The organism is Oricola thermophila, assembly GCF_013358405.1.
In the GTDB taxonomy this organism is placed as follows: Bacteria; Pseudomonadota; Alphaproteobacteria; order Rhizobiales; family Rhizobiaceae; genus Oricola; species Oricola thermophila.
Map to the genome: position 1 here is coordinate 1682408 of NZ_CP054836.1, position 20503 is coordinate 1702910.

At 63.5% G+C, this 20503-nt stretch carries 19 protein-coding genes; 14 read left to right on the forward strand and 5 right to left on the reverse strand.

Translation table 11 applies throughout. The annotated features are described in order from the left end of the window. Nucleotides 1-108 precede the first annotated feature (108 nt). From HTY61_RS08170 to HTY61_RS08230, 13 genes are all read left to right on the forward strand, one after another. On the forward strand, nucleotides 109-1089 hold the full coding sequence (locus HTY61_RS08170; protein ID WP_246272969.1) for a calcium/sodium antiporter: 981 nt from the start codon (nucleotides 109-111) through the stop codon (nucleotides 1087-1089). Nucleotides 1090-1328: 239 nt separating this feature from the next. Beyond that, complete coding sequence (gene rpsF, locus HTY61_RS08175) at nucleotides 1329-1745, forward strand: 30S ribosomal protein S6 (RefSeq protein ID WP_175276323.1); 417 nt, start codon at nucleotides 1329-1331, stop codon at nucleotides 1743-1745. Continuing rightward, complete coding sequence (gene rpsR / locus HTY61_RS08180) at nucleotides 1745-1993, forward strand: 30S ribosomal protein S18 (protein ID WP_019170551.1); 249 nt, start codon at nucleotides 1745-1747, stop codon at nucleotides 1991-1993. The genes rpsF and rpsR overlap by 1 nt, the downstream gene beginning before the upstream one ends. Before the next feature lie 132 nt (nucleotides 1994-2125). Then, on the forward strand, nucleotides 2126-3106 hold the full coding sequence (locus HTY61_RS08185) for a DUF2232 domain-containing protein (protein ID WP_175276324.1): 981 nt from the start codon (nucleotides 2126-2128) through the stop codon (nucleotides 3104-3106). Nucleotides 3107-3119: 13 nt separating this feature from the next. Continuing rightward, nucleotides 3120-3743, forward strand: coding sequence for a 50S ribosomal protein L9 (rplI, locus tag HTY61_RS08190; protein WP_175276325.1), 624 nt, complete (start codon nucleotides 3120-3122; stop codon nucleotides 3741-3743). A gap of 118 nt (nucleotides 3744-3861) precedes the next feature. After that, nucleotides 3862-5121, forward strand: coding sequence for an SAM-dependent methyltransferase (locus HTY61_RS08195; RefSeq protein ID WP_246272970.1), 1260 nt, complete (start codon nucleotides 3862-3864; stop codon nucleotides 5119-5121). A gap of 174 nt (nucleotides 5122-5295) precedes the next feature. Further along, nucleotides 5296-6792, forward strand: a complete 1497-nt coding sequence (locus tag HTY61_RS08200) for a replicative DNA helicase (RefSeq protein ID WP_175276326.1) — start codon at nucleotides 5296-5298, stop codon at nucleotides 6790-6792. Between the two features lie 25 nt (nucleotides 6793-6817). After that, nucleotides 6818-7975 carry an alanine racemase gene (gene alr / locus HTY61_RS08205; RefSeq protein ID WP_175276327.1) on the forward strand — a complete coding sequence of 386 codons (1158 nt, stop codon included), beginning with the start codon at nucleotides 6818-6820 and terminating at the stop codon, nucleotides 7973-7975. 3 nt (nucleotides 7976-7978) lie between these two features. After that, nucleotides 7979-9388 carry a DNA repair protein RadA gene (radA, locus tag HTY61_RS08210; protein WP_175276328.1) on the forward strand — a complete coding sequence of 470 codons (1410 nt, stop codon included), beginning with the start codon at nucleotides 7979-7981 and terminating at the stop codon, nucleotides 9386-9388. Nucleotides 9389-9463: 75 nt separating this feature from the next. Further along, nucleotides 9464-9985, forward strand: a complete 522-nt coding sequence (locus HTY61_RS08215; RefSeq protein ID WP_175276329.1) for a CvpA family protein — start codon at nucleotides 9464-9466, stop codon at nucleotides 9983-9985. Beyond that, nucleotides 9982-11445: an amidophosphoribosyltransferase gene (gene purF, locus HTY61_RS08220; protein WP_175276330.1), complete on the forward strand. Its 1464-nt coding sequence runs from the start codon at nucleotides 9982-9984 to the stop codon at nucleotides 11443-11445. The genes HTY61_RS08215 and purF overlap by 4 nt, the downstream gene beginning before the upstream one ends. Nucleotides 11446-11470: 25 nt before the next feature. Further along, complete coding sequence (locus tag HTY61_RS08225; protein ID WP_175278478.1) at nucleotides 11471-12211, forward strand: SDR family NAD(P)-dependent oxidoreductase; 741 nt, start codon at nucleotides 11471-11473, stop codon at nucleotides 12209-12211. A gap of 134 nt (nucleotides 12212-12345) precedes the next feature. Continuing rightward, the gene (locus HTY61_RS08230) at nucleotides 12346-14592 is read left to right on the forward strand and encodes an AMP-binding protein (RefSeq protein ID WP_175276331.1); all 2247 of its coding nucleotides are present in this window, start codon (nucleotides 12346-12348) and stop codon (nucleotides 14590-14592) included. A gap of 6 nt (nucleotides 14593-14598) precedes the next feature. On the opposite strand, the gene pssA is transcribed toward HTY61_RS08230, so the two are convergent. Beyond that, entirely contained in the window at nucleotides 14599-15435 is an 837-nt protein-coding gene (gene pssA / locus HTY61_RS08235; protein WP_175276332.1) for a CDP-diacylglycerol--serine O-phosphatidyltransferase, read from the reverse strand. Nucleotides 15436-15442: 7 nt separating this feature from the next. Further along, on the reverse strand, nucleotides 15443-16141 hold the full coding sequence (locus tag HTY61_RS08240; RefSeq protein ID WP_175276333.1) for a phosphatidylserine decarboxylase: 699 nt from the start codon (nucleotides 16139-16141) through the stop codon (nucleotides 15443-15445). 155 nt (nucleotides 16142-16296) lie between these two features. Between HTY61_RS08240 and HTY61_RS08245 the strand changes: the two genes are divergently transcribed. Next, nucleotides 16297-16725: a hypothetical protein gene (locus tag HTY61_RS08245; protein WP_175276334.1), complete on the forward strand. Its 429-nt coding sequence runs from the start codon at nucleotides 16297-16299 to the stop codon at nucleotides 16723-16725. Between the two features lie 6 nt (nucleotides 16726-16731). Here the strand turns inward: HTY61_RS08245 and HTY61_RS08250 are convergent, their stop codons facing one another. The 3 genes from HTY61_RS08250 to HTY61_RS08260 form a co-directional block, all read right to left on the reverse strand. Then, entirely contained in the window at nucleotides 16732-18636 is a 1905-nt protein-coding gene (locus HTY61_RS08250) for an ABCB family ABC transporter ATP-binding protein/permease (RefSeq protein WP_175276335.1), read from the reverse strand. Between the two features lie 18 nt (nucleotides 18637-18654). Continuing rightward, the gene (locus HTY61_RS08255) at nucleotides 18655-18960 is read right to left on the reverse strand and encodes an ArsR/SmtB family transcription factor (protein ID WP_175276336.1); all 306 of its coding nucleotides are present in this window, start codon (nucleotides 18958-18960) and stop codon (nucleotides 18655-18657) included. Between the two features lie 89 nt (nucleotides 18961-19049). Then, nucleotides 19050-20477 (reverse strand): LysM peptidoglycan-binding domain-containing protein, encoded by a 1428-nt coding sequence (locus HTY61_RS08260; RefSeq protein ID WP_175276337.1) that lies wholly within the window; start codon nucleotides 20475-20477, stop codon nucleotides 19050-19052. Between the last annotated feature and the right edge of the window lie 26 nt (nucleotides 20478-20503).

Genomic DNA, 20503 nt, shown 5'->3' on the forward strand with positions numbered 1-20503 from the left:
GTCCGAATGGCCGGAGGCGAACTTCGTAACGGGCCTGACAGGCCCCTCGATCCCTTCGGCCATATCTTCCCGCGCGTCACGCTTTACTTACGCCGGAAAATCCTTGTTATGGCGATCCGCGCCGGACCGGATCCGGCGAAACGATGTACCGGGGCAACCATGCTGATCGATATCGCACTTGTCGCCGTGGGACTTCTCGCGCTTTTTGCCGGCGGCGAATGGCTCGTACGCGGCGCGGTCGCACTTGCGGCTCGCCTGGGGCTGCCGACGCTGATCATCTCCCTGACCGTCGTCGGCTTCGGCACATCCATGCCGGAGCTGCTCGTTTCCCTGCGCGCGGCGCTGGCCGACCAGGCCGACATCGCCCTGGGCAACGTTGTCGGATCGAACACCGCCAACATCCTGCTCATCATCGGTCTGTCCGCTCTCGTGTCCCCGATGACGCAATGGGATAACGCGGTCAAACGCGACGCCGTCGTCATGGTCTGCGTGGCACTGGTGGCGCTGACCCTGGTCCAGTTCGCACAGATCGGCCGTCCCAGCGGGCTTCTCATGGTAACATTTCTCGCTACCTATCTCGCCGTTTCATACATCGCAGGCAAAAAGGCGGGCGACACGGGCGAACTCGAAGAGACCCCGGACATTTCAAGCATCTGGACGGCTATCTATCTTGTCGCCGGCCTGGCCGTCCTCTTCCTCGGCGCCGAAGCCATGATCCGCGGCGCGGCCGGAATGGCGCGCGCATTCGGCATCACGGAAGCGGTGATCGGCCTGACGATCGTTGCCGTCGGCACAAGCCTGCCGGAGCTGGCAACATCGCTGGTTGCCGCCTTCCGCCGGCAATCGGATATCGCGATAGGCAATGTCGTCGGTTCCAACATCTTCAACATTCTCGGCATCCTCGGCATCACGGCCGTCGTCACGCCCGTCGGCGTGGCAGAGAACTTCGCCCGATTCGACGTCCCCGTCATGCTGGGCGCCAGCCTCGTTTTCGCGGTAATCCTGGTTGCCGGGCGGACGATCGGCCGGCCGATCGCACTGGGCCTGCTGGTCTGCTATGGCGCTTACATGTGCGCCCTTTTCGGCTGAAACGGGCCTTGCCCTTTGCATCAAAACCTGTATAAGCGCGCCATCTGCCGGTCAGCTGGGGGCTGAACGGAGGATGGCTGTTTGCCATAGCCAGGCCACAAGGCTTGCGCCTCCGGTGTCTCCGCTCTCGACCCGTCAAGTTCGAAGCGCCTTTCTCTCCCTCGTCCACGAGGTCCGGGACAGTCGCAGAGGCTTAGCCGCTAACCGGTGGATGGAAGAGAATCGAAAGGCAAGAAACCATGGCTTATTACGAGCACGTGTTCCTTGCACGCCAGGACATCTCGTCCCAGCAGGCCGACGAGCTTGTTGAACACTTCAAGGGCATCCTTGAGGAGCATGGCGGCAAGGTGGAAAAGGTGGAGAACTGGGGCCTGAAGTCGCTCCAGTACCGCATCAAGAAGAACCGCAAGGCGCATTTCGCGTTGATGAACATCGACGCACCGGCCAATGCCGTGCAGGAAATGGAGCGCCAGATGCGCATCCACGAGGATATCCTGCGCTACATGACGATCCGCGTCGACGAGCTGGAAGAAGGGCCGTCGGCAATGATGCGGCGCAACGATCGCGACGACCGGCCGCGTCGTGGCGATCGCGACGACCGTCCGCCGCGCCGTGACCGCGAAGAACGCCCCGAACGTGAGCAGGGAGCCCAGTAATGGTTGATATCAATCAGATCCCGACTCGCCGTCCTTTCCATCGCCGCCGCAAGACCTGCCCGTTCTCGGGCGCCAATGCGCCGAAGATCGACTACAAGGACGTGCGTCTGCTGCAGCGCTACATTTCCGAGCGCGGCAAGATCGTTCCGTCCCGCATCACGGCGGTCAGCCAGAAGAAGCAGCGCGAGCTGGCCAAGGCCATCAAGCGCGCCCGTTTCCTGGGCCTGCTCCCCTACGTGGTGAAGTGATCCTTCCCGGCCGGGGTCTCCCCGGCCGGTTTTCCGCAACCGCGTCGGGCGCGGCTGCAACAATGAAATCCCGAGTTGGGGCGACTACCGTATCGCCTCTAACTGCTTGAACCGGCAGGACAGCGCTTCAATATGCAATCTCAACTGACACCACAAACCATTGGCATCGGCGTGCTCGCAGGCGCGGCGACAACATTGTTGTGTCTCGGCCTGATCAGCGGCTCCGCGCTTTCCGTCATCCTGTTCTTCCTCTCGCCCGTCCCGCTGATGCTGGTCAGCCTCGGCTTCGGGTTGAAGGCGGCACTGGTCGGCACCTTCGTCGCGATTGCCGGCACGCTCGCCTTTTCCGCCGGACTGGTCGCGGTCCCCGTCGCACTCTCCATCGCCGCCCCCGCATGCGCCAGCGGCTACTGGCTCAACCTCGCCCGCCCGGCGGAAGAGATCGGCGGTCCACGGGATGCGCTGGCCTGGTATCCGCTTGCCGACGTCCTGTTCGCGCTCGCCCTTTTCACCGGGGTCGCCTACAGCGTGGTCGGCATCATCGTGGGTTTCGGCCCGGCCGTCGCCGCCCAGCTCGCGGACGAGATCATTGCCCGGTTTTACCTGACCAATCCCGAGATCGCCTTCAGCCCGGAAGGCCGGGAGAGCCTCCGCACATTCCTGGAAACATGGGTCCCGCCAGCCCAGTCCTTCATGTGGATGCTGTCGCTGACCCTCTCGGTCTACATAACGCTGGCCATTGCAAGAAAATCCGGCCTCGTCAGGCGCCCGAAGGATGACTGGCGGCTCGGCCTGCGGATGCCCCGCATCGCGATAGCGGGCCTGGCGATCGCCATTCTCGTCAGCTTCATGCCCGGACCCGCCGGCTATGTCGGCAGCAGCTTCGCCGGCGCGCTCGCCGCAGGCTTTCTCGTTGCCGGATTCGCCGTCATCCATTCCCGGTTGCGGAACAATCCCGCACGTCCGATCATCCTCTTCCTGGTCTATTTCAGCGTCGTCGTGATCGGCCTGCCGGCACTGTTCTTCTTCATCGTCGGGCTGTTCAGCACGGGACGGCACGTTCCGCTGACGCCGCTCAACGCATCACCACAATCCCCACGACTTACGGACTGAAAGGAACCAGCAAATGCAAGTCATACTACTTGAGCGCATCGCCAAGCTCGGACAGATCGGCGACGAAGTGACCGTGAAGGACGGCTTTGCCCGCAACTACCTGCTGCCGACCGGCCGGGCGCTGCGCGCCAACGACGCCAACCGTGCCCGCTTCGAGGCCGAACGCGCCGAGATCGAGGCTCGCAACGCCGAACGCAAGTCGGCGGCGGAAAAGGTCGCCGAGGGCCTTAACGGCAAGACCTTCATCGTCGTGCGTTCGGCCGGCGAAACCGGTCAGCTCTACGGCTCCGTGTCGACCCGCGACATCGCCGAAATCCTCACCACCGAGGGCTTCGAGGTCTCGCGCAACCAGGTCGACCTGAAGAACCCGATCAAGGCCATCGGCCTGCATGAGGTCGAAATCGTCCTTCACCCCGAAGTCGAAACCAAGGTTGTCCTGAACGTCGCGCGCTCGACCGACGAGGCGGAACGCCAGGCCGCAGGCGAAGACCTGACTTCGGCAGAAGCCATCTATGGCATCGACGAGGATGCCCAGCTCCAGACCTTCGAGGAATCCGAAGACCTCTTCGAGGAAGACGCCTCGACCGCCGAGGATGCGGCGGAAGAAGGCAACGGCGAAGAGGAAGACGCTTCCTGATCGCGATCAGGAAGCCGAATGCCGGCATTCAGGTGCGGCCCCGGTCCTGGCGACCGGGGCCGTCTTGACTCGCGGGGCAGAAATCCCCTCCAATAGTTGCCAAAATCGGACGAAGACGATGCTGGCAGCGATCCTGGAGTTACTGAACCGGTTCCTGGACAGGTTGGACCTTCGCGGGACCCTCACCATCACCTGTCCGAACAAGGAGACCCGCAGCTACGGTGACGGGAACGGCGAGACCGTTCACGTGAGCATCAACAGCTGGACGGCCCTCTGGCGAATAGTCGTCGCGCCGGACCCCGGTGTGCCGGAAGCGTACATGGACGGCGAACTCACCTTTGTCGAAGGCGACCCGGCAACGTTCCTGAAGGTGATCTATTCGGGCAAGACATCGGCGCCCGGCCAGGAACTTCATCCGATCCTGCCGACGGACAAGCTGCGCTACCTGATGCGCCGGTTGCACCAGTTCAACCCGAAATGGCGCTCGCGCACGAACGTCAAGCATCACTACGACCTCTCGCGCCGCCTGTACGACCTGTTCCTCGACGCCGACCGCCAGTATTCCTGCGGCTACTTTCCCAAACCGGACCTGACGCTCGAACAGGCGCAGATCGCGAAGAAGCGCCACATAGCCGCCAAGCTGCTGCTGGACGAGGGAATGCGGGTGCTCGACATTGGGTCCGGCTGGGGCGGTCTCGGGCTGACGCTCGCCCGCGACTACGGGGCACGTGTCCGGGGCGTGACCCTGTCCGACGAGCAGCTGGCACTGTCGCGGGAACGGGCGGAAGCCGAGAAGCTTGGCGAACGCGTGAACTTCGATCTCATCGACTACCGCGACGTGAACGGCCGGTTCGACCGCATCGTCTCGGTCGGCATGTTCGAACATGTCGGGGTCAATCACTACGGCGAATTCTTCGACAAGGCCTATTCGCTGCTCGAGGACGAAGGCGTGATGGTGCTGCACACCATCGGGCGCACGGGACCACCGGATGCCACCTCGCCCTTCATCCGCAAGTACATCTTCCCCGGCGGGTACATCCCGGCCCTTTCCGAAATCATGCGCTCCGTGGAAACAAGCGGCCTGCATGTCACCGACGTGGAAGTGCTCACCGACCACTATGCTGAAACGCTGAAACACTGGCGCGAACGGTTCATGGCGCGCCGCGACGAAGCCGTCGCCCTCTATGACGAGCGCTTTGCCCGGATGTGGGAGTTCTACCTCGCGGCATCGGAAGCGGCGTTCCGATACCAGGACATGGTGGTGTTCCAGCTGCAGCTTGCCCGCGACAAGCTGTCGGTCCCGAGAACCCGCGACTACATCACCGATCTCGACCGTGCCGGCACGCAGAGACGCGGCAAGATGAAGGCCGTAAGCTGATCGCCAAGCGGCCCGCGAATCATCTAAAAGGTCAAGCAGAAAAAAAATTTTCGCGGAATTATGCACCGGCTGTGAATCACGGGCGTGAAAGGCCCCGAGTTGGCTATTCGTTCAATTCGGGGCTGTTGCCACGTCCGCCGGGGGGTATAGGTGAGCCGCACGCAGGAGACACCAATGGCTGACGCAGCCCTCAAATTCGATGACGGCAATCAGGGAAACGAACTATACCGCGAAGCGCCGAACAACATCGAGGCAGAGCAGGCGCTTCTGGGTGCCATTCTCGTCAACAACGACGCCTTCTACCGGGTTTCGGACTTTCTGAAACCGGAGCACTTCTACGAGCCGTTGCACCGGCAGATCTATGCGGTTGCCGCCGACCAGATCCGCATGGGCAAGATCTCCAACCCGGTCACGATCAAGACGTTTCTGCCCGCCGACGAGAAGGTCGGCGAAATCACGGTCGCGCAGTATCTCGCGCGCCTGGCCGCCGAGGCCGTGACCATCATCAACGCCGAGGACTACGGCCGCGCGATCTACGACCTCGCGACGCGGCGCTCCCTGATCGGCATCGGCGAGGACATGGTCAACATCGCCTATGACGCTCCGGTCGAAATGAGTCCTCAACACCAGATCGAGGATGCCGAGCGCCGGCTATTCGAACTGGCGGAGACCGGACGGTACGACGGCGGATTCCAGCCCTTTACGGACGCAGTCCGGACGGCCATCGACATGGCCAATGCCGCGTTCCAGCGCGAAGGCCACCTGTCCGGCATTTCTACCGGCATCCATTCGCTCGACCTGCGCATGGGCGGGCTCCAGCCCTCCGACCTGATCATCCTTGCCGGCCGTCCGGGCATGGGCAAGACGTCGCTTGCCACGAACATCGCCTTCAACATCGCGAATGCATTCAAGGGCGAGCAACAGTCGGACGGTTCCATCAAGGCCGTCGACGGCGGTGTCGTCGGCTTCTATTCGCTGGAAATGTCGGCTGAACAGCTCGCCACGCGTATCATTTCCGAGCAGACGGAAATCTCATCCTCGAAAATCCGTCGCGGCGAAATCACCGAGGCCGATTTCGAAAAACTGGTCGCCTGCTCCAACATGATGCAGAAGATCCCGCTCTTCATCGACCAGACGGGCGGCATCTCGATCGCACAGCTTGCGGCACGCGCGCGGCGCCTGAAGCGTCAACGCGGGCTCGATGTCATGGTGATCGACTACGTGCAGCTGATGACGGGCTCTTCGGCGAAGGCCTCGCAGAACCGCGTGCAGGAAATCACGGAGATCACGACCGGCCTCAAGGCGCTGGCGAAGGAACTCAACGTCCCGATCATCGCCCTGTCGCAGCTTTCCCGCCAGGTCGAAAGCCGCGATGACAAGCGGCCGCAGCTGTCCGACCTTCGCGAATCCGGTTCCATCGAGCAGGACGCCGACGTGGTGCTGTTCGTCTATCGCGAGGAGTACTATCTGAAGAACAAGGAGCCGAAGCCGGGCACCGAGGAATACATCGCGTGGGAAGGCGAGATGGCCGAAGCGATGGGCAAGGCCGAGGTCATCATCGCGAAGCAGCGCCACGGCCCCACCGGAACGGTGCCGCTTGCCTTCCACGCCGAGTACACCCGCTTCTCCGACCTCGCCTTCGACGACCGTTTGCCGGAACGGTTCGAGTAAGCCGACGGCCCGGGCGGACATACCGATGAAACTCGTACAGACCGGCGCGGACCCACGGCTCGCTGGCGGACGCCTGACGATCGACCTCACCGCGCTGGCCGCGAACTGGCGCGATCTGGCCGACCGTTCCCGACCTGCGAATTGCGCGGCGGTCGTCAAGGCCGATGCCTACGGACTCGGCATCGCGCAGGTGGTTCCCGCCTTGCTGAACGAGGGATGCGACACCTTCTTCGTCGCGCTTCCAGAGGAAGGCATCGCGCTGCGCAAGGCTGCGCCGAGAGCGGACATCTTCGTTCTCAACGGCGTCCACGAAATGTCGGCAGCCACCTTCATCGAGGCCAACCTGATCCCGGTCCTCAGCAGTCTCGGCGAAATCGAATTGTGGTCACGCCATTGCAGCCGACGCGGCCTTCACCGTCCCTGCGCCATCGGCGTCGACACCGGCATGAACCGGCTCGGCCTGACGGTCGAGGAGGCGCTTGCCTTTCGCCAGCGGAACATGGCCGAGCACATGGTCTCACTTGTCCTCATCATGAGCCATCTCGCCTGCGGGGACGAGCCCGGGCACCCGATGAACGAGAGACAACGCGAATCATTTCAACGGGTTGCCGAGGCTTTCTCGGACGTCGATTCAAGCCTTGCCAATTCCGCAGGCATTTTCCTCGGACGTGACTACCTGTTCGACCTGACCCGACCGGGAATAGCACTGTACGGCGGCAGCGCCGCAGCGGACGGCAGCACGCCCATGCGACCCGTGATCTCTCTCGACGCGCGCATCGTCCAGGTTCGCCAGGCCTCGAAGGGAGAAACCGTCTCCTATGGCGCAGCGCAGACGCTCACGCGCGACACGCGCATAGCCGTCGTCTCGGTCGGCTATGCCGACGGATACCCGCGCTCCGGATCGCGGGTCGGCGTGCCGATACGATCGGTGCTGCCGGAAGGCCAATACGGTTTCATCGGCGGACGACGCGTGCCGCTGATCGGCCGCATCACGATGGACCTGACACTGTTCGACGTGACCGACGTGCCGCAGGACGCGCTCGAGAATGGCTGGATCGAGTTGATAGGGCCGAATATTCCTTTGGATGAGGCGGCCAGAGCTGCGGGGACCATAGGCTACGAGCTTCTCACCAGCCTCGGCGACCGCTATGAGCGACGCTACATGAACGCCGACGAGAACTGACAATTGGCAAAGGCCCGCGTACAATTCGTCTGCCAGAACTGCGGCACGGTGCATGCACGATGGGGCGGGCGGTGCGATGCCTGCGGCGAATGGAACACCATCATCGAAGAAGACCCGACCGGCGGGATCGGCGGCGGCCCTGGCAAGCAACCACAGCGCAAGGGGCGCGCGGTCACGCTCACCACATTGTCCGGGGAAATCGAGGACGCGCCACGAATTCTTTCGGGCATTTCCGAACTCGACCGGGTGACGGGCGGCGGGATCGTGCGGGGATCGGCGCTGCTGGTCGGCGGCGATCCGGGAATTGGCAAGTCGACCCTGCTGATGCAGGCCGCCGCCGCGCTGGCGCGCCGGGGCCACCGGATCATCTACGTTTCCGGCGAAGAAGCTGTCGCCCAGGTGAGATTGCGCGCACAGCGGCTCGGCGCCGCCGACACCGACGTGAAACTGGCAGCCGAGACCAATGTCGAGGACATTCTCGCGACACTGGCACAGGAGCGCAGGCCTGACCTGGTCATTCTCGACTCCGTGCAAACACTGTGGACCGACGCAGCAGAGTCCGCGCCCGGCACCGTGACACAGGTGCGCTCGGCCTCGCAGGCCATGATCCGCTACGCCAAGTCCACCGGCGCGGCCGTCATACTGGTCGGCCACGTCACCAAGGAAGGCCAGATCGCAGGACCGCGCGTGGTCGAGCACATGGTGGACGGCGTGCTCTATTTCGAGGGCGAAGGCGGCCATCACTACCGGATCCTGCGGACGGTGAAGAACCGTTTCGGACCGACCGACGAAATCGGCGTCTTCGAGATGACCTCCGACGGGCTGCGCGAGGTCGCCAATCCGTCGGAACTGTTTCTCGGCGAGCGCAACGAGAGCGCGCCGGGCGCGGCGGTTTTCGCCGGCATGGAAGGTACGCGGCCGGTACTGGTCGAGATTCAGGCGCTCGTCGCCCCCTCCTCTCTCGGCACGCCGCGGCGCGCCGTGGTCGGCTGGGATTCGGCACGCCTTTCCATGATCATCGCCGTGCTGGAGGCTCATTGCGGCGTTCGCCTCGGCCAGCACGACGTCTATCTAAACGTGGCCGGCGGATACCGCATCTCGGAACCCGCCGCCGACGTCGCGGTTTCCGCCGCACTCGTGTCCTCGCTTGCCGGGCTTGCCCTGCCGACCGATTGCGTCTATTTCGGCGAAGTCAGCCTGTCGGGTGCGATCAGGCCGGTCGCGCATGCCGCGCAACGTCTGAAAGAGGCCGAAAAGCTGGGTTTCAAGTCCGCCGTCATGCCGAAGGGCAGCCAGGATGTACCGGAGGCCAGCCGCCGGAATTCCGCGGAGATCGCGGATCTGCCGGAACTCGTGGCCCGCATAGCCGGCGGAAAGATTTTGACTCGCGAGCGCGACGGGGAAGACTATTGAAGCGGCATGCGCCGCGAGGGGAAACACAGCAGGCGATGACAGAACCAGGCGCGCCTTTTCCGGAGAATACCTTACATGCCAATTACCCTGCTTGACGGCCTGTTTCTGGGACTGACACTGGTATCGGCGGTGCTCGCCATGGTGCGCGGATTCTCGCGCGAGGTGCTGTCGATCGTCTCATGGGCGGCCGCGGCCGTCGCCGCAATCAAGTTCTACGGACTGGGCGTGCCCTATGTTCAGCCCTATGTCGACAACGAACTGATCGCCAAGCTGATCTCCGGCGGCATCATTTTCCTGGTCGTGCTGATTATCGTGACCCTTATCACCATGCGCATCGCAGACATGATCATCGACAGCCGCATCGGGCCGCTCGACCGAACGCTCGGTTTCGTGTTCGGCGCGGCACGCGGTATATTGATCGCGGCGGTGGCACTCTGGTTCCTCGGCTTCTTCATCGGAGGACGCGAGATCGCATGGATCGATGGCGCGAAGTCGAAACCGTTTCTGGATTCGCTGGCGCAAAGCCTTGTCAACATGCTGCCCGAGGACCTCGACGAGTACCTGCCGGGCGGCGAAACGGACGGCACCGACGCATGAACGAGATCGAACATACCAGGGCAGAGGCCGACGACCACTTCCACGACGAATGCGGCGTGTTCGGCATATTCGGCCGCGTCGACGCCGCCTCCTTCGTTGCCCTCGGCCTGCATGCCTTGCAGCACCGCGGCCAGGAAGCCGCCGGCATCGTCACCTTCGACGGATCGCAGTTCCACGTCGAACGTCACGTCGGCCTGATCGGCGACAATTTCACCAAGCCCTCCGTCATCGCCCGCCTTTCCGGCGACCGCGCCATCGGCCACACCCGCTACTCGACCACCGGCGGATCGGGCCTGCGCAACGTCCAACCGTTCTTCGCGGAACTGGAATCCGGCGGCCTGGCGATCGCGCACAACGGCAACATCACAAACGCGATGACCGTGCAGCGCGAATTGCAGCGGTCCGGCTCGATCTTCTCGTCGACATCCGATACCGAGACTCTGCTGCATCTCGTCGCCGTCAGCCCGGAAAACGACCTGCTTTCCAAGTTCATCGATGCGGTGAAGCGGCTGGAAGGCGCGTATTCCTTCGTCGCCCTTTCCTCCAAGAAGATGATCGGTTGCCGCGATCCTCTCGGCATCCGGCCGCTGGTTCTTGGCGACCTCGACGGGTCATGGATACTCGCATCCGAGACCTGCGCGCTCGACATCATGGGCGCCCGCTTCGTGCGTGACGTCAAGCCGGGCGAAGTCGTCGTCATCACCGACAAGGGGCTTGAAAGCCACTTCCCGTTCGAGCAGCAGAAGCCCCGGTTCTGCATTTTCGAGTATGTCTATTTCGCGCGCCCGGACAGCCAGATCGAGGGCAGCAATGTCTACGAGGCGCGCAAGAACATCGGAATCGAACTGGCCCGCGAAATGCCGGTCGAGGCCGACATCGTGGTACCCGTTCCCGATTCCGGCGTGCCGGCGGCCATAGGCTACGCGCAGGAAGCCGAACTGCCCTTCGAGCTCGGCATCATCCGCAACCACTATGTCGGACGCACATTCATCCAGCCGACGGACTCGATCCGGCACATGGGCGTGAAGCTGAAACACAATGCCAACCGCCGCTCGATCGAGGGAAAGCGCGTCATCCTAGTCGACGACTCCATCGTCCGCGGCACGACCAGCCAGAAAATCGTACAGATGGTGCGCGAGGCCGGCGCGAAGGAAGTGCACATGCGCATCGCCTCCCCGCCGACCATCTCCTCCTGCTACTACGGCGTCGATACGCCGGAGACCAACAAGCTGCTCGCCTCGCGCATGAGCGTCGAGGAGATGGCGGAATTCATCCGCGTGGATTCCCTCGGTTTCCTCTCGATCGACGGTCTCTATCGCGCGGTCGGCGAGAATGCCCGCGACACGGAGCAGCCGCAATACTGCGACGCCTGTTTCACCGGTGCCTACCCGACCCGGCTGCACGATCGCGACGGCACAGACAATGTGCGCCAGCTGTCGATCCTCGCAACAGGCAACTGATCCGCAAAGAGCCCTTTCCATGGACATGACTCCCGACCTGACCGGCCGTCTCGCACTCGTGACCGGAGCATCCCGCGGCATCGGCCGCGAGATCGCGCTGCAAATGGCCGCGCTCGGCGCGCACGTGATAGCCGTCGCACGCACGCCTGGCGCGCTCGAGGAACTCGACGACGAGATCAAGGCGAAGGGCGGACAGGCCACGCTCGTTCCGCTCGACCTGACCGATCTCGAGGGCATCGACCGCCTCGGCGGCGTCATTCACGAGCGGTGGGGCAAGCTCGACATCCTGGTCGCCAATGCCGGCATCCTCGGGCCGATCTCTCCCATCGGGCACGTCAAGGCCAAGGACTTCGAACAGGTCATGTCGATCAATGTCACCGCGACCTGGCGGCTGATCCGCACGACCGATCCGCTGCTGCGGAAGGCGGATGGGGGCCGTGCCATCATGATGTCATCCGGCGCGGCGCATGGCGGCAAACCGTTCTGGGGCGTCTATGCCGCGTCCAAGGCTGCCGTCGAGGCACTGGCACGGGCATGGGCGGCCGAGACCCGGAACACGGCCCTGCGAATCAACAGCGTCAATCCGGGGCCGACGCGCACGCGCATGCGCGCCCAGGCGATGCCGGGCGAGGATCCCGCCATCCTTCCCGCACCCGACGAGGTGGCGGCAAAGATCGTCCCGCTTGCCGGCCCGGACGTGACGCAGACCGGAATGATATGGGACGTTCGGTCCCTCGAATGGCGAGAATACCGGCTGCCCGAGTGAGAGGAGCGCCGCGATCGAAGGACCGGTACGGCGCAGCCCCTGCCCGCATATACACTTTGACCTGACGTACCGAAACGGTATCGTCTCCGCCAGATGAAACGAGAAGTCCGTCAGGACGCTCTCGGGAGGAGCATATGGCACTGGTCTTCGCCTCGTGCATGGCGATACTGGCCCTCGGGCTGGTCGTCGTCGCACTCCTGGAAATGAACGCCACCGGAATCGGCTTCCGGCAGGCAATTCACCTTGCGCCGCTCAAGGTTCTCTACCGGATCGACACCCACCGGATCCGGCGCATCCGGGCCGGTCAGGGACCCGTGATCTACGTCATCTGCGAGCAATCGCGGCTCGATCCCGCCATCTACCTTGCGCTGCTGCCCGACACCACGCTGCATGTACTTGATCCCGCCTCGGCCGGCAGCTGGCTGGTGCAAACTTTCCGGTCGCTGGCCCGGTCCGTCGTTTTCGACAAGGAACACATGATCGCCAACCGGCGGCTGGTCCGCCACCTGAAGGGGAACGGCGAACTGGCGGTGTATCTGCCCGATAGCGTCGAGCCTGACCCGGCCGGCTTTCGCCTGTACCGCGCCGTCGCGCTGCTGGCGCGCAAGTCGAATGCGAAGGTCGTGCCCCTGCACCTGAAGAATGCCCGCTTCCTGCCGTCGTCCTTTACCCCGGCATCCAAGGCGCCGCGGCGGCTGTTTCCCGCGCTGAGCGTCCACGCCCTGCCCGCCGCTACGCTGGATGCTCTCAGGGAGCGGGCGGGTCGCGAATTCACAACCCGCGTCAACGCATTGTTCGACCGCATGGCGCTGGTACGCACGGATACCGCAGACACGTCGCTCGGCCTGTTCCGCGCCTTCGTGGAGGCGGCAAAGACCTACGGTCCGGGCCGCGTGATACTCGAGGACACGGTGACGGGATCGCTGACCTACAGGCGAATGCTGGTCGGTGCGCGTGTTCTCGGAAAGCGCTTTCTGGCCATGTCGAAACCCGGCGAGCCGATGGGCGTGCTGCTGCCGAACGCGAATGGCGTCGTCGTAACCTTCCTTGCGCTGCAGTCCGCCGGCCGGGTTGCGGCTATGCTCAACTATTCGGCCGGTCCGGCCAATGTCGTCTCGGCGATCAGGACCGCACGGATCGATACCGTCCTGTCGTCGCGCACCTTTGTCGAGAAAGCCGAGTTGCAGCCGCTGATCGACGCGATCGAGGCAAATGGCACGAAGATCGTCTGGCTCGAAGACCTGCGCGATTCAGTCGGCGTGGGGGAGAAACTGCTGGCGGCCCTGAGCTGGAAACGACCGCTGGTCCCCGTCGAGGCCGACGATCCCGCAGTCATCCTGTTCACCTCGGGCTCCGAAGGCACGCCGAAAGGTGTCGTTCTCTCCCATCGCAACATTCATGCCAATGCGGCACAGGCGGAATCGCGTTTCTCCATTTCCGTCGAAGATACCCTGTTCAATGTACTGCCTGTCTTCCACTCCTTCGGCCTGACCGGCGGCACGATATTGCCACTGCTCTACGGGGTCCGGCTTTTCCTCTATCCCTCGCCGCTTCACTACAAGCTCATTCCCGCGGCTGCGGCCCGGGTGCGTCCCTCGATCATGTTCGGCACCGATACATTCCTGACGGGATATGCGCGTACGGCAAAGGATACGGATTTCTCCAGCCTGCGGTTCGTCGTGGCCGGTGCCGAAGCCGTCAAGCCGCAAACGCGCGAACTTTACGCCGAACGGTTCGGCTGCAGGGTCCTTGAAGGCTACGGCATGACGGAAGCGGCCCCGGTCGTTGCCGCGAACACGTCCACCCATGAGCGACCGGGTTCCGTCGGCCGCCTGTTCCCGGGCATCTCGATCCGGATCGAGGCAGTCCCCGGGGTCAATGATGGCGGTCGCCTATGGGTTCGCGGCCCGAATGTCATGATCGGATATCTAAAGTCGGATCGGCCCGGCGAACTGCAACCGCTTCCCGACGGCTGGCATGACTCGGGAGACATCGTTTCCGTCGATCGCGAGGGCTATGTCACCGTTCGGGGTCGCGCCAAGCGCTTCGCAAAGATCGCCGGCGAAATGGTCTCCCTTGGCGCCGTCGAAATGATGGTGCAAGCGCTGTGGCCCGAGGACCGGCACGCCGCCGTTTCCGTGCCGGACCGGCGCAAGGGCGAACGCATCGTTCTTGCGACCACAAAGGCTGATCCCGACAAGAAGGAAATCCTCGAATATGGCAAGCAGGCGGGCGCAACCGAGCTGATGATCCCGTCGGAGATCGTTCCCTTTCCCGACATACCGGTACTCGGCACGGGCAAGATCGACTATGCGAAAACCGAGAGCTGGATTGCGAAGAAACTCGGAATCGGCAGGAAGAAAAAGAACAGGGCGGCCTGAGGCCGGTCAGTCTCTATCTGCCCCGGCCTTCTCCAAGGCCGCCTGACGGCGCCACATGCGCAAGCTGAACGGCAGGAACGCGAGGTATGCAATCACCGAGACCGTCAAGGTCTGCCAGGTGAATGTGGCCAGCATCGCGACATAAAGCACCACGCCGAGTATCAACGGGATTACCGAGCCGCGCGGTATCCGCGCGCCGAGCGTCTTTCCGGACCATACCGGCAGGTTCGACACGAGCAGGAAAGCGACCAGGATCGTGTAGAAGGAAACCGCCGACGCGTAATACAGACCCGGCGTAATACCGAGAAAGCCGAGATAGACAGGCAGAAGAACGAGCAGCGCGCCCGCCGGCGCGGGAACGCCCGTGAAATAGGCGCTTTGCCATTTCGGGCTGTCCTTTCTCTCCATCATCACGTTGAAGCGGGCCAGCCGCATTCCGCAGGCGATCACGTAGAGGAGCGCGGCAATCCAGCCGACAGAACTCGCCTCGTCGAGCACGAACGCATAGAGCACGAGTGCCGGAGCCACCCCGAAATTCACGATATCAGCAAGCGAGTCCATCTGCGCACCAAACTTGGACGTCCCCTTGACCAGCCGTGCGACCCGCCCGTCGACGCCGTCCAGAAAGGCGGCCAGCAGCACCATCGCCACCGCATGGTCGAAGCGATGTTCCAAGGCCAGCCGCACCCCGGTCATTCCCGCGCAGATGGCAAGGACCGTTATGATGTTCGGCAGGACGAAACGCAGCGGGATGTCCCGCAGCCGCTTGCCATTCCTCGAGGCATCTCCGGCCTCGCCCGGGCCGTCAGGCTCAAAAGGCGGAAACGGACCTTCGGAATCCATCGGCACTTCAGCTCATCCTGGTCAGAAAGGTTTCGGAACGGCCGTTGTAATCGGCAATCACGGTCTCACCGGCTATTGCGGTTTGCCCGATCGCGACACGCGGCACCGCGCCAATCGGCAAATAGACATCAACCCTGGAACCGAAACGGATCAACCCGAAACGCTGTCCCGTTGCCAACTCGTCCTCCTGCTTCGTCCAGCACAGTATGCGGCGCGCAACCAGCCCGGCAATCTGGACGACCCCGGTCGCACCGTGCGGGCTGTCGATTACAATACCATTGCGCTCGTTCTCGGCGCTCGCCTTGTCCAGCTCGGCATTGAGAAACCTGCCCGGCCGGTAGGCAACGGTCACGACCTTTCCGCGCACGGGCGCGCGATTGATGTGCACGGAGAACACATTCATGAAAATAGAGATGCGCGTCATCTCGCGGTCCCCGAGGCCCAGTTCCTGAGGCGGCACCGCCGGCCCGACCGCGGTGACCTTTCCGTCGGCGGGGCTGATGACGAGATCGTCGTCAACAGGCGTCACGCGCGGAGGATCGCGGAAGAAATAGGCGCACCAGACCGTCAGGGCGAGGCCGATCCAGAACAGCGGATCCCAGAGCCAGCCGGCAACAATCGCACCTGCCCCGAATGCCGCGACATAGGGCCAGCCCTCGCGGTGAACGGGTACCAGTGCATTCCTGATCGTATCAGCCAGATTCAATCTGCCACTCCTTCCCTTCCATGTCGGGAGCCTTCATCTATGCTGTAGACACCATCGTGGCAATGCGGGACCGCAATTCCCCATGGTCAGAGTTGCAACGGCAGACGACGTTACCACATCGGAAAAGAAATCGAACCGCGGGGGAGAAACCGTCCATGATCGTCATCGCCAAGATAATTCACTTCCTCTGTTTCACTGCCGGGGTCGGCGGTGGTATCGCCGCCGCGCTTGTCGGCGCAAGGGCGAAAGGGGCGGGCCCCGATACCGCGCCGGTCCTGCGCGGCATCCAGAGGACACTCGGACGCATCGGCTTCGGCGCGGTCATTTTGCTGTGGCTGAGCGGCATTTACCTCGTTCACGCTATCCATGGCGGCTGGACCGGCCTCGGTACCGTGTTCTGGCTGAAGATCGTGGCAGTCGCCGTACTGACCGCGGCCTCCGTTACCGGCCAATATATCGCGCTGACGGCGGCGCGACGCGACATGACTGCCATGGGCCCGCGAATGGCCCTGATCGGAATGACGGCAACGCTTGCGGCAATCACCGCCCTGATTCTCGCCGTGATCGCCTTCGGAAGCAACTGACCGGCGTCAGTCGGTTTCCGGTGTCAGTCCCGGAAGCGACGGCGTCTTGCGCACGATCACGCCCATATCGTCGGTCTCGCGGGCCTCGCGGAGCTTCCGCTCGGCCTCGATCGCCTCGGACTGGCGTGCCCACATCTGCTCGTAGAGGCCCTTCTTCGCCAGCAGCTCGGCATGGGTGCCGCGCTCGGCAATCTCGCCGTCCTTGAGGACGATGATCTCGTCGCAGCCGATCACCGTGGACAGGCGGTGCGCGATCACCAGCGTCGTGCGGCCTTTCGAGACGAAATCGAGAGCCTGCTGGATTTCCTGCTCCGTGGCGGTATCGAGCGCGGACGTCGCCTCGTCGAGCACCTGGATCGGCGGCGCCTTCAGGATGGTACGCGCGATGGCGACGCGCTGCTTCTCGCCTCCGGAGAGCTTCAGCCCGCGCTCGCCGACCATGGTATCGAAACCGTCGGGCAGCGAGCGGATGAAGTCACCGATCTGCGCAAGTTCCGCCGCCTGTTCGACTTCAGCGTCGGAGGCATCGGGACGGCCGTAGCGAATGTTGTAACGGATGGTGTCGTTGAACAGCACAGTGTCCTGCGGAACCATGCCGATGGCAGCGCGAAGGGACTTCTGCGTCACGTCACGGATGTCCTGGCCGTCGATGGTGATCGAACCGTCCTGCACGTCGTAGAAGCGATACAGCAGCCGGGAAATCGTCGATTTGCCGGCACCGGACGGCCCGACAATGGCGATCGACTTGCCCGCCGGCACGGTGAAACTGATACCCCGAAGGATCTGCCTCTCGGGATCGTAGGCAAACCTGACGTTGTCGAAGACGATGTGACCGTCGCGCACGACGAGGTCCGTCGCATCCGGCTTGTCCACGACCTCGGGAGCGACATCGAGAAGATCGAACATCTGCTCGATATCGGTCAGGCCCTGGCGGATCTCGCGATAGATGAACCCGATGAAATTGAGCGGGATCGACAGCTGGATGAGCATGGCATTGATGAACACGAAGTCGCCAAGCGTCTGCTCGCCAGCCTGGACCGCGCGGGCCGACATCCACATCATAGCCAGCATTCCGGCACCGAAGATCACCGCCTGACCGAAATTGAGCCAGCCGAGCGACGTCCACACCTTTGTGGCGGCACGCTCATAACCCGCCATGGCGCCATCGAAGCGACGTGCCTCCATTTCCTCGTTGCCGAAATATTTCACGGTCTCGAAATTGAGCAGCGAGTCGATCGCCTTGGTGTTGGCATCGGTGTCGGAGTCGTTCATTTCGCGGCGTATCTGGATACGCCAGTCGCTCGCCCGGATCGTGAACCAGGAATAAAAGTAGATCGTCGCCGCCGTGATGAGCACGTATGACAGGCCATAGGTGAAGCCGAAGATGATGGCGACGAGAACGAATTCGAGGACCGTCGGCGCCGTGTTCAGGATGGTGAAGCGGACAATGGACTCGATCCCCTTGGTGCCGCGCTCGATGATGCGCGACAGGCCACCCGTGCGCCGCTCCAGATGGAACCGAAGCGACAGGTCGTGCATGTGCACGAAGGTCTTGTGGGCAAGCTGGCGGACGGCATGCTGGCCGACGCGGGCGAACAGCGCATCGCGCAACTGATTCAGCCCGGCCTGGGCGATGCGGGCGAAATTGTAGGCCACCACCAGCATGGCAGGCGCAACCAGGAGAGCCGGAATCCAGTCCGGTGCGACCAGTTCGCCGTCGAGCGCGTCGGTGGCCCACTTGAACCCGTAGGGCACGAGCATGAGCACGAGCTTGGACAGGACAAGAAACAGGGTCGCGTAAAGCACCCTCAGCTTCAGGTCGGGGCGTTCCACGGGCCAAATGTACGGCCACAGGTTGCGGATTGTCTGAAGCGTGGAGCCGCTATCGGCTGAAACCGTCTTCTGGGTCAAGAAATCGATCCTATAGGGTTACTCGGAAGCGCAGCAGCCGTCGGCGCAGCATCGCTCCACTATCGAGTTGAGTTCACGCGAGACGCCGCGCAGCGATTCGCGATTCAGGCGGTATGTCGAACGCGGGCGATTGCGTTCCTGGATGATCAGCCCCGCTTCCAGCAGCACCTTGAGGTGCTGGGAGACGGTGGACTGGGCCAGCGGCAGGCACTCTACAACATCGCCGCATGCACATGTCTCATGACGCGCAAGGTGATCGAGAATCGCCAACCTGGCCGGATGAGACAAGGCCGCCAGCCGATCGGCTATGTGCGGCGAGGTCATGACTGCTCCTTCATCGTTTATCGGCGATATACGATGAAAACGGGCCCGCCGCAATACGCCCGACAGGAAATGCCGGTGCCGGCTATTTCCTAGCCGTCGGGATTGTCCGGCAGCGTGAATATCTGTCCCGGCCAGATCATGTCCGGATCCTTGATCTGCTGCTCGTTGGCCAGATAGATCGTCGTGTAGCGAATGCCCTCACCGTAGATCCGGCGCGAGATGTGCCAGAGCGTGTCGCCGCGGCGGATGATCACGGAGGAGTTCGTACGCTTCAACTGGCCGGTCACCGTGACGCCTTCCGGCACTGGCGGCGGACCGTCCGGCAGTGCCGCGGACGGCAGGGGAACCTCTACCGTACCGCCTTCCGGCGACGTTTCCGGAGTCGTCGCGACAGCGGCCACACGCTCACCTGCCTCGCGCGTGAAGGGAACGGCTGCCCGGGCGACCACGTCCGCGGTCACGGAATTGATCACGTCGGCGCGGATGATGTAGTCCCCGACCGGCAGATCGACCTTGACCTCGACAAGAAACCGGCCATTCGGCCCGGCAGTCGTATCGCCAAGCAGGATATCGTTTGCGTATACGCGCACCTGCGCGCCCGGCCGGGCCGAACCGGCGACGAACACGGTATCGCCATCGATCTCGACCGCATCTATCCGAATGTCGCCCGGCGCCGCGGTGGCGGCGCCCCCGTTCCCCTGCGGCTCGGCTGCGGCCATTTCCGTGTCGGGTTCCGATCCCGCGTCCTGCGGGGCGGCAGTGTCCGGCGCCGCCTCCGGCGCGTCGACGGCCGCCTGGCCCGGTTCCGTTTCGGCCTGTGGCGCGACCGGCTTCGGCGTGTTGATCAGACGGGACGGTTCGCCGGGCTGTTCGACAAGCGCCAGCAACTCGCCTTCCCTGCCCTTATCCGGCACGGAAATGATCGCGGTCTCCGTCGACATCGCGACGTCACCGTCCGGCTCGGTCGAACGCAACACGATCTCGTAGTCGCCCGGCTCCAGCGGCTCCTCGAGAATGGCTACGAAATCCCCGTTGGACTCCGCCATCGTCCCGGCCAGCATCCTGTCCCCGGTGAGCACCTCGATGCGCGCGCCCGGCCCCGCCTGGCCGGCGATCACGGTGGAACCGTCGGGTTCGACGCGAAGCAGTCCGAAGGTCGGCACGACGACGTCGGTTCCGGCGACCTCGTCCTGTTGCGGAAGCGAGGCCATCGACGTGTCAGCATCTTCGTCATCACCGGCCCCCTCCCCGGCAGCAGTTGCCGCCTCGGCCGGCTCCGCCGCCCCGGGGCGGTCCGCGGTTTCGGTCACGGACTGGCCGTCAGGCGTGCCGGTTTCCGCCGGCGCATCCTCGACCGTCGACGCTCCGGCAGACGGTTCCTCGGCCACCTGCTCCGCCGGCGCCTCGTCCTTGCCGAACATGCCGTTGATCCGATCGGAAACAAACGGCGTGCTCAGCAACGCGACGATCACGAGAAGAGCGCCGAATGCCAAAGCCGCGATCGTATTGTTCTTCATTGATAGCCACCCTCGTTCCGCCACAC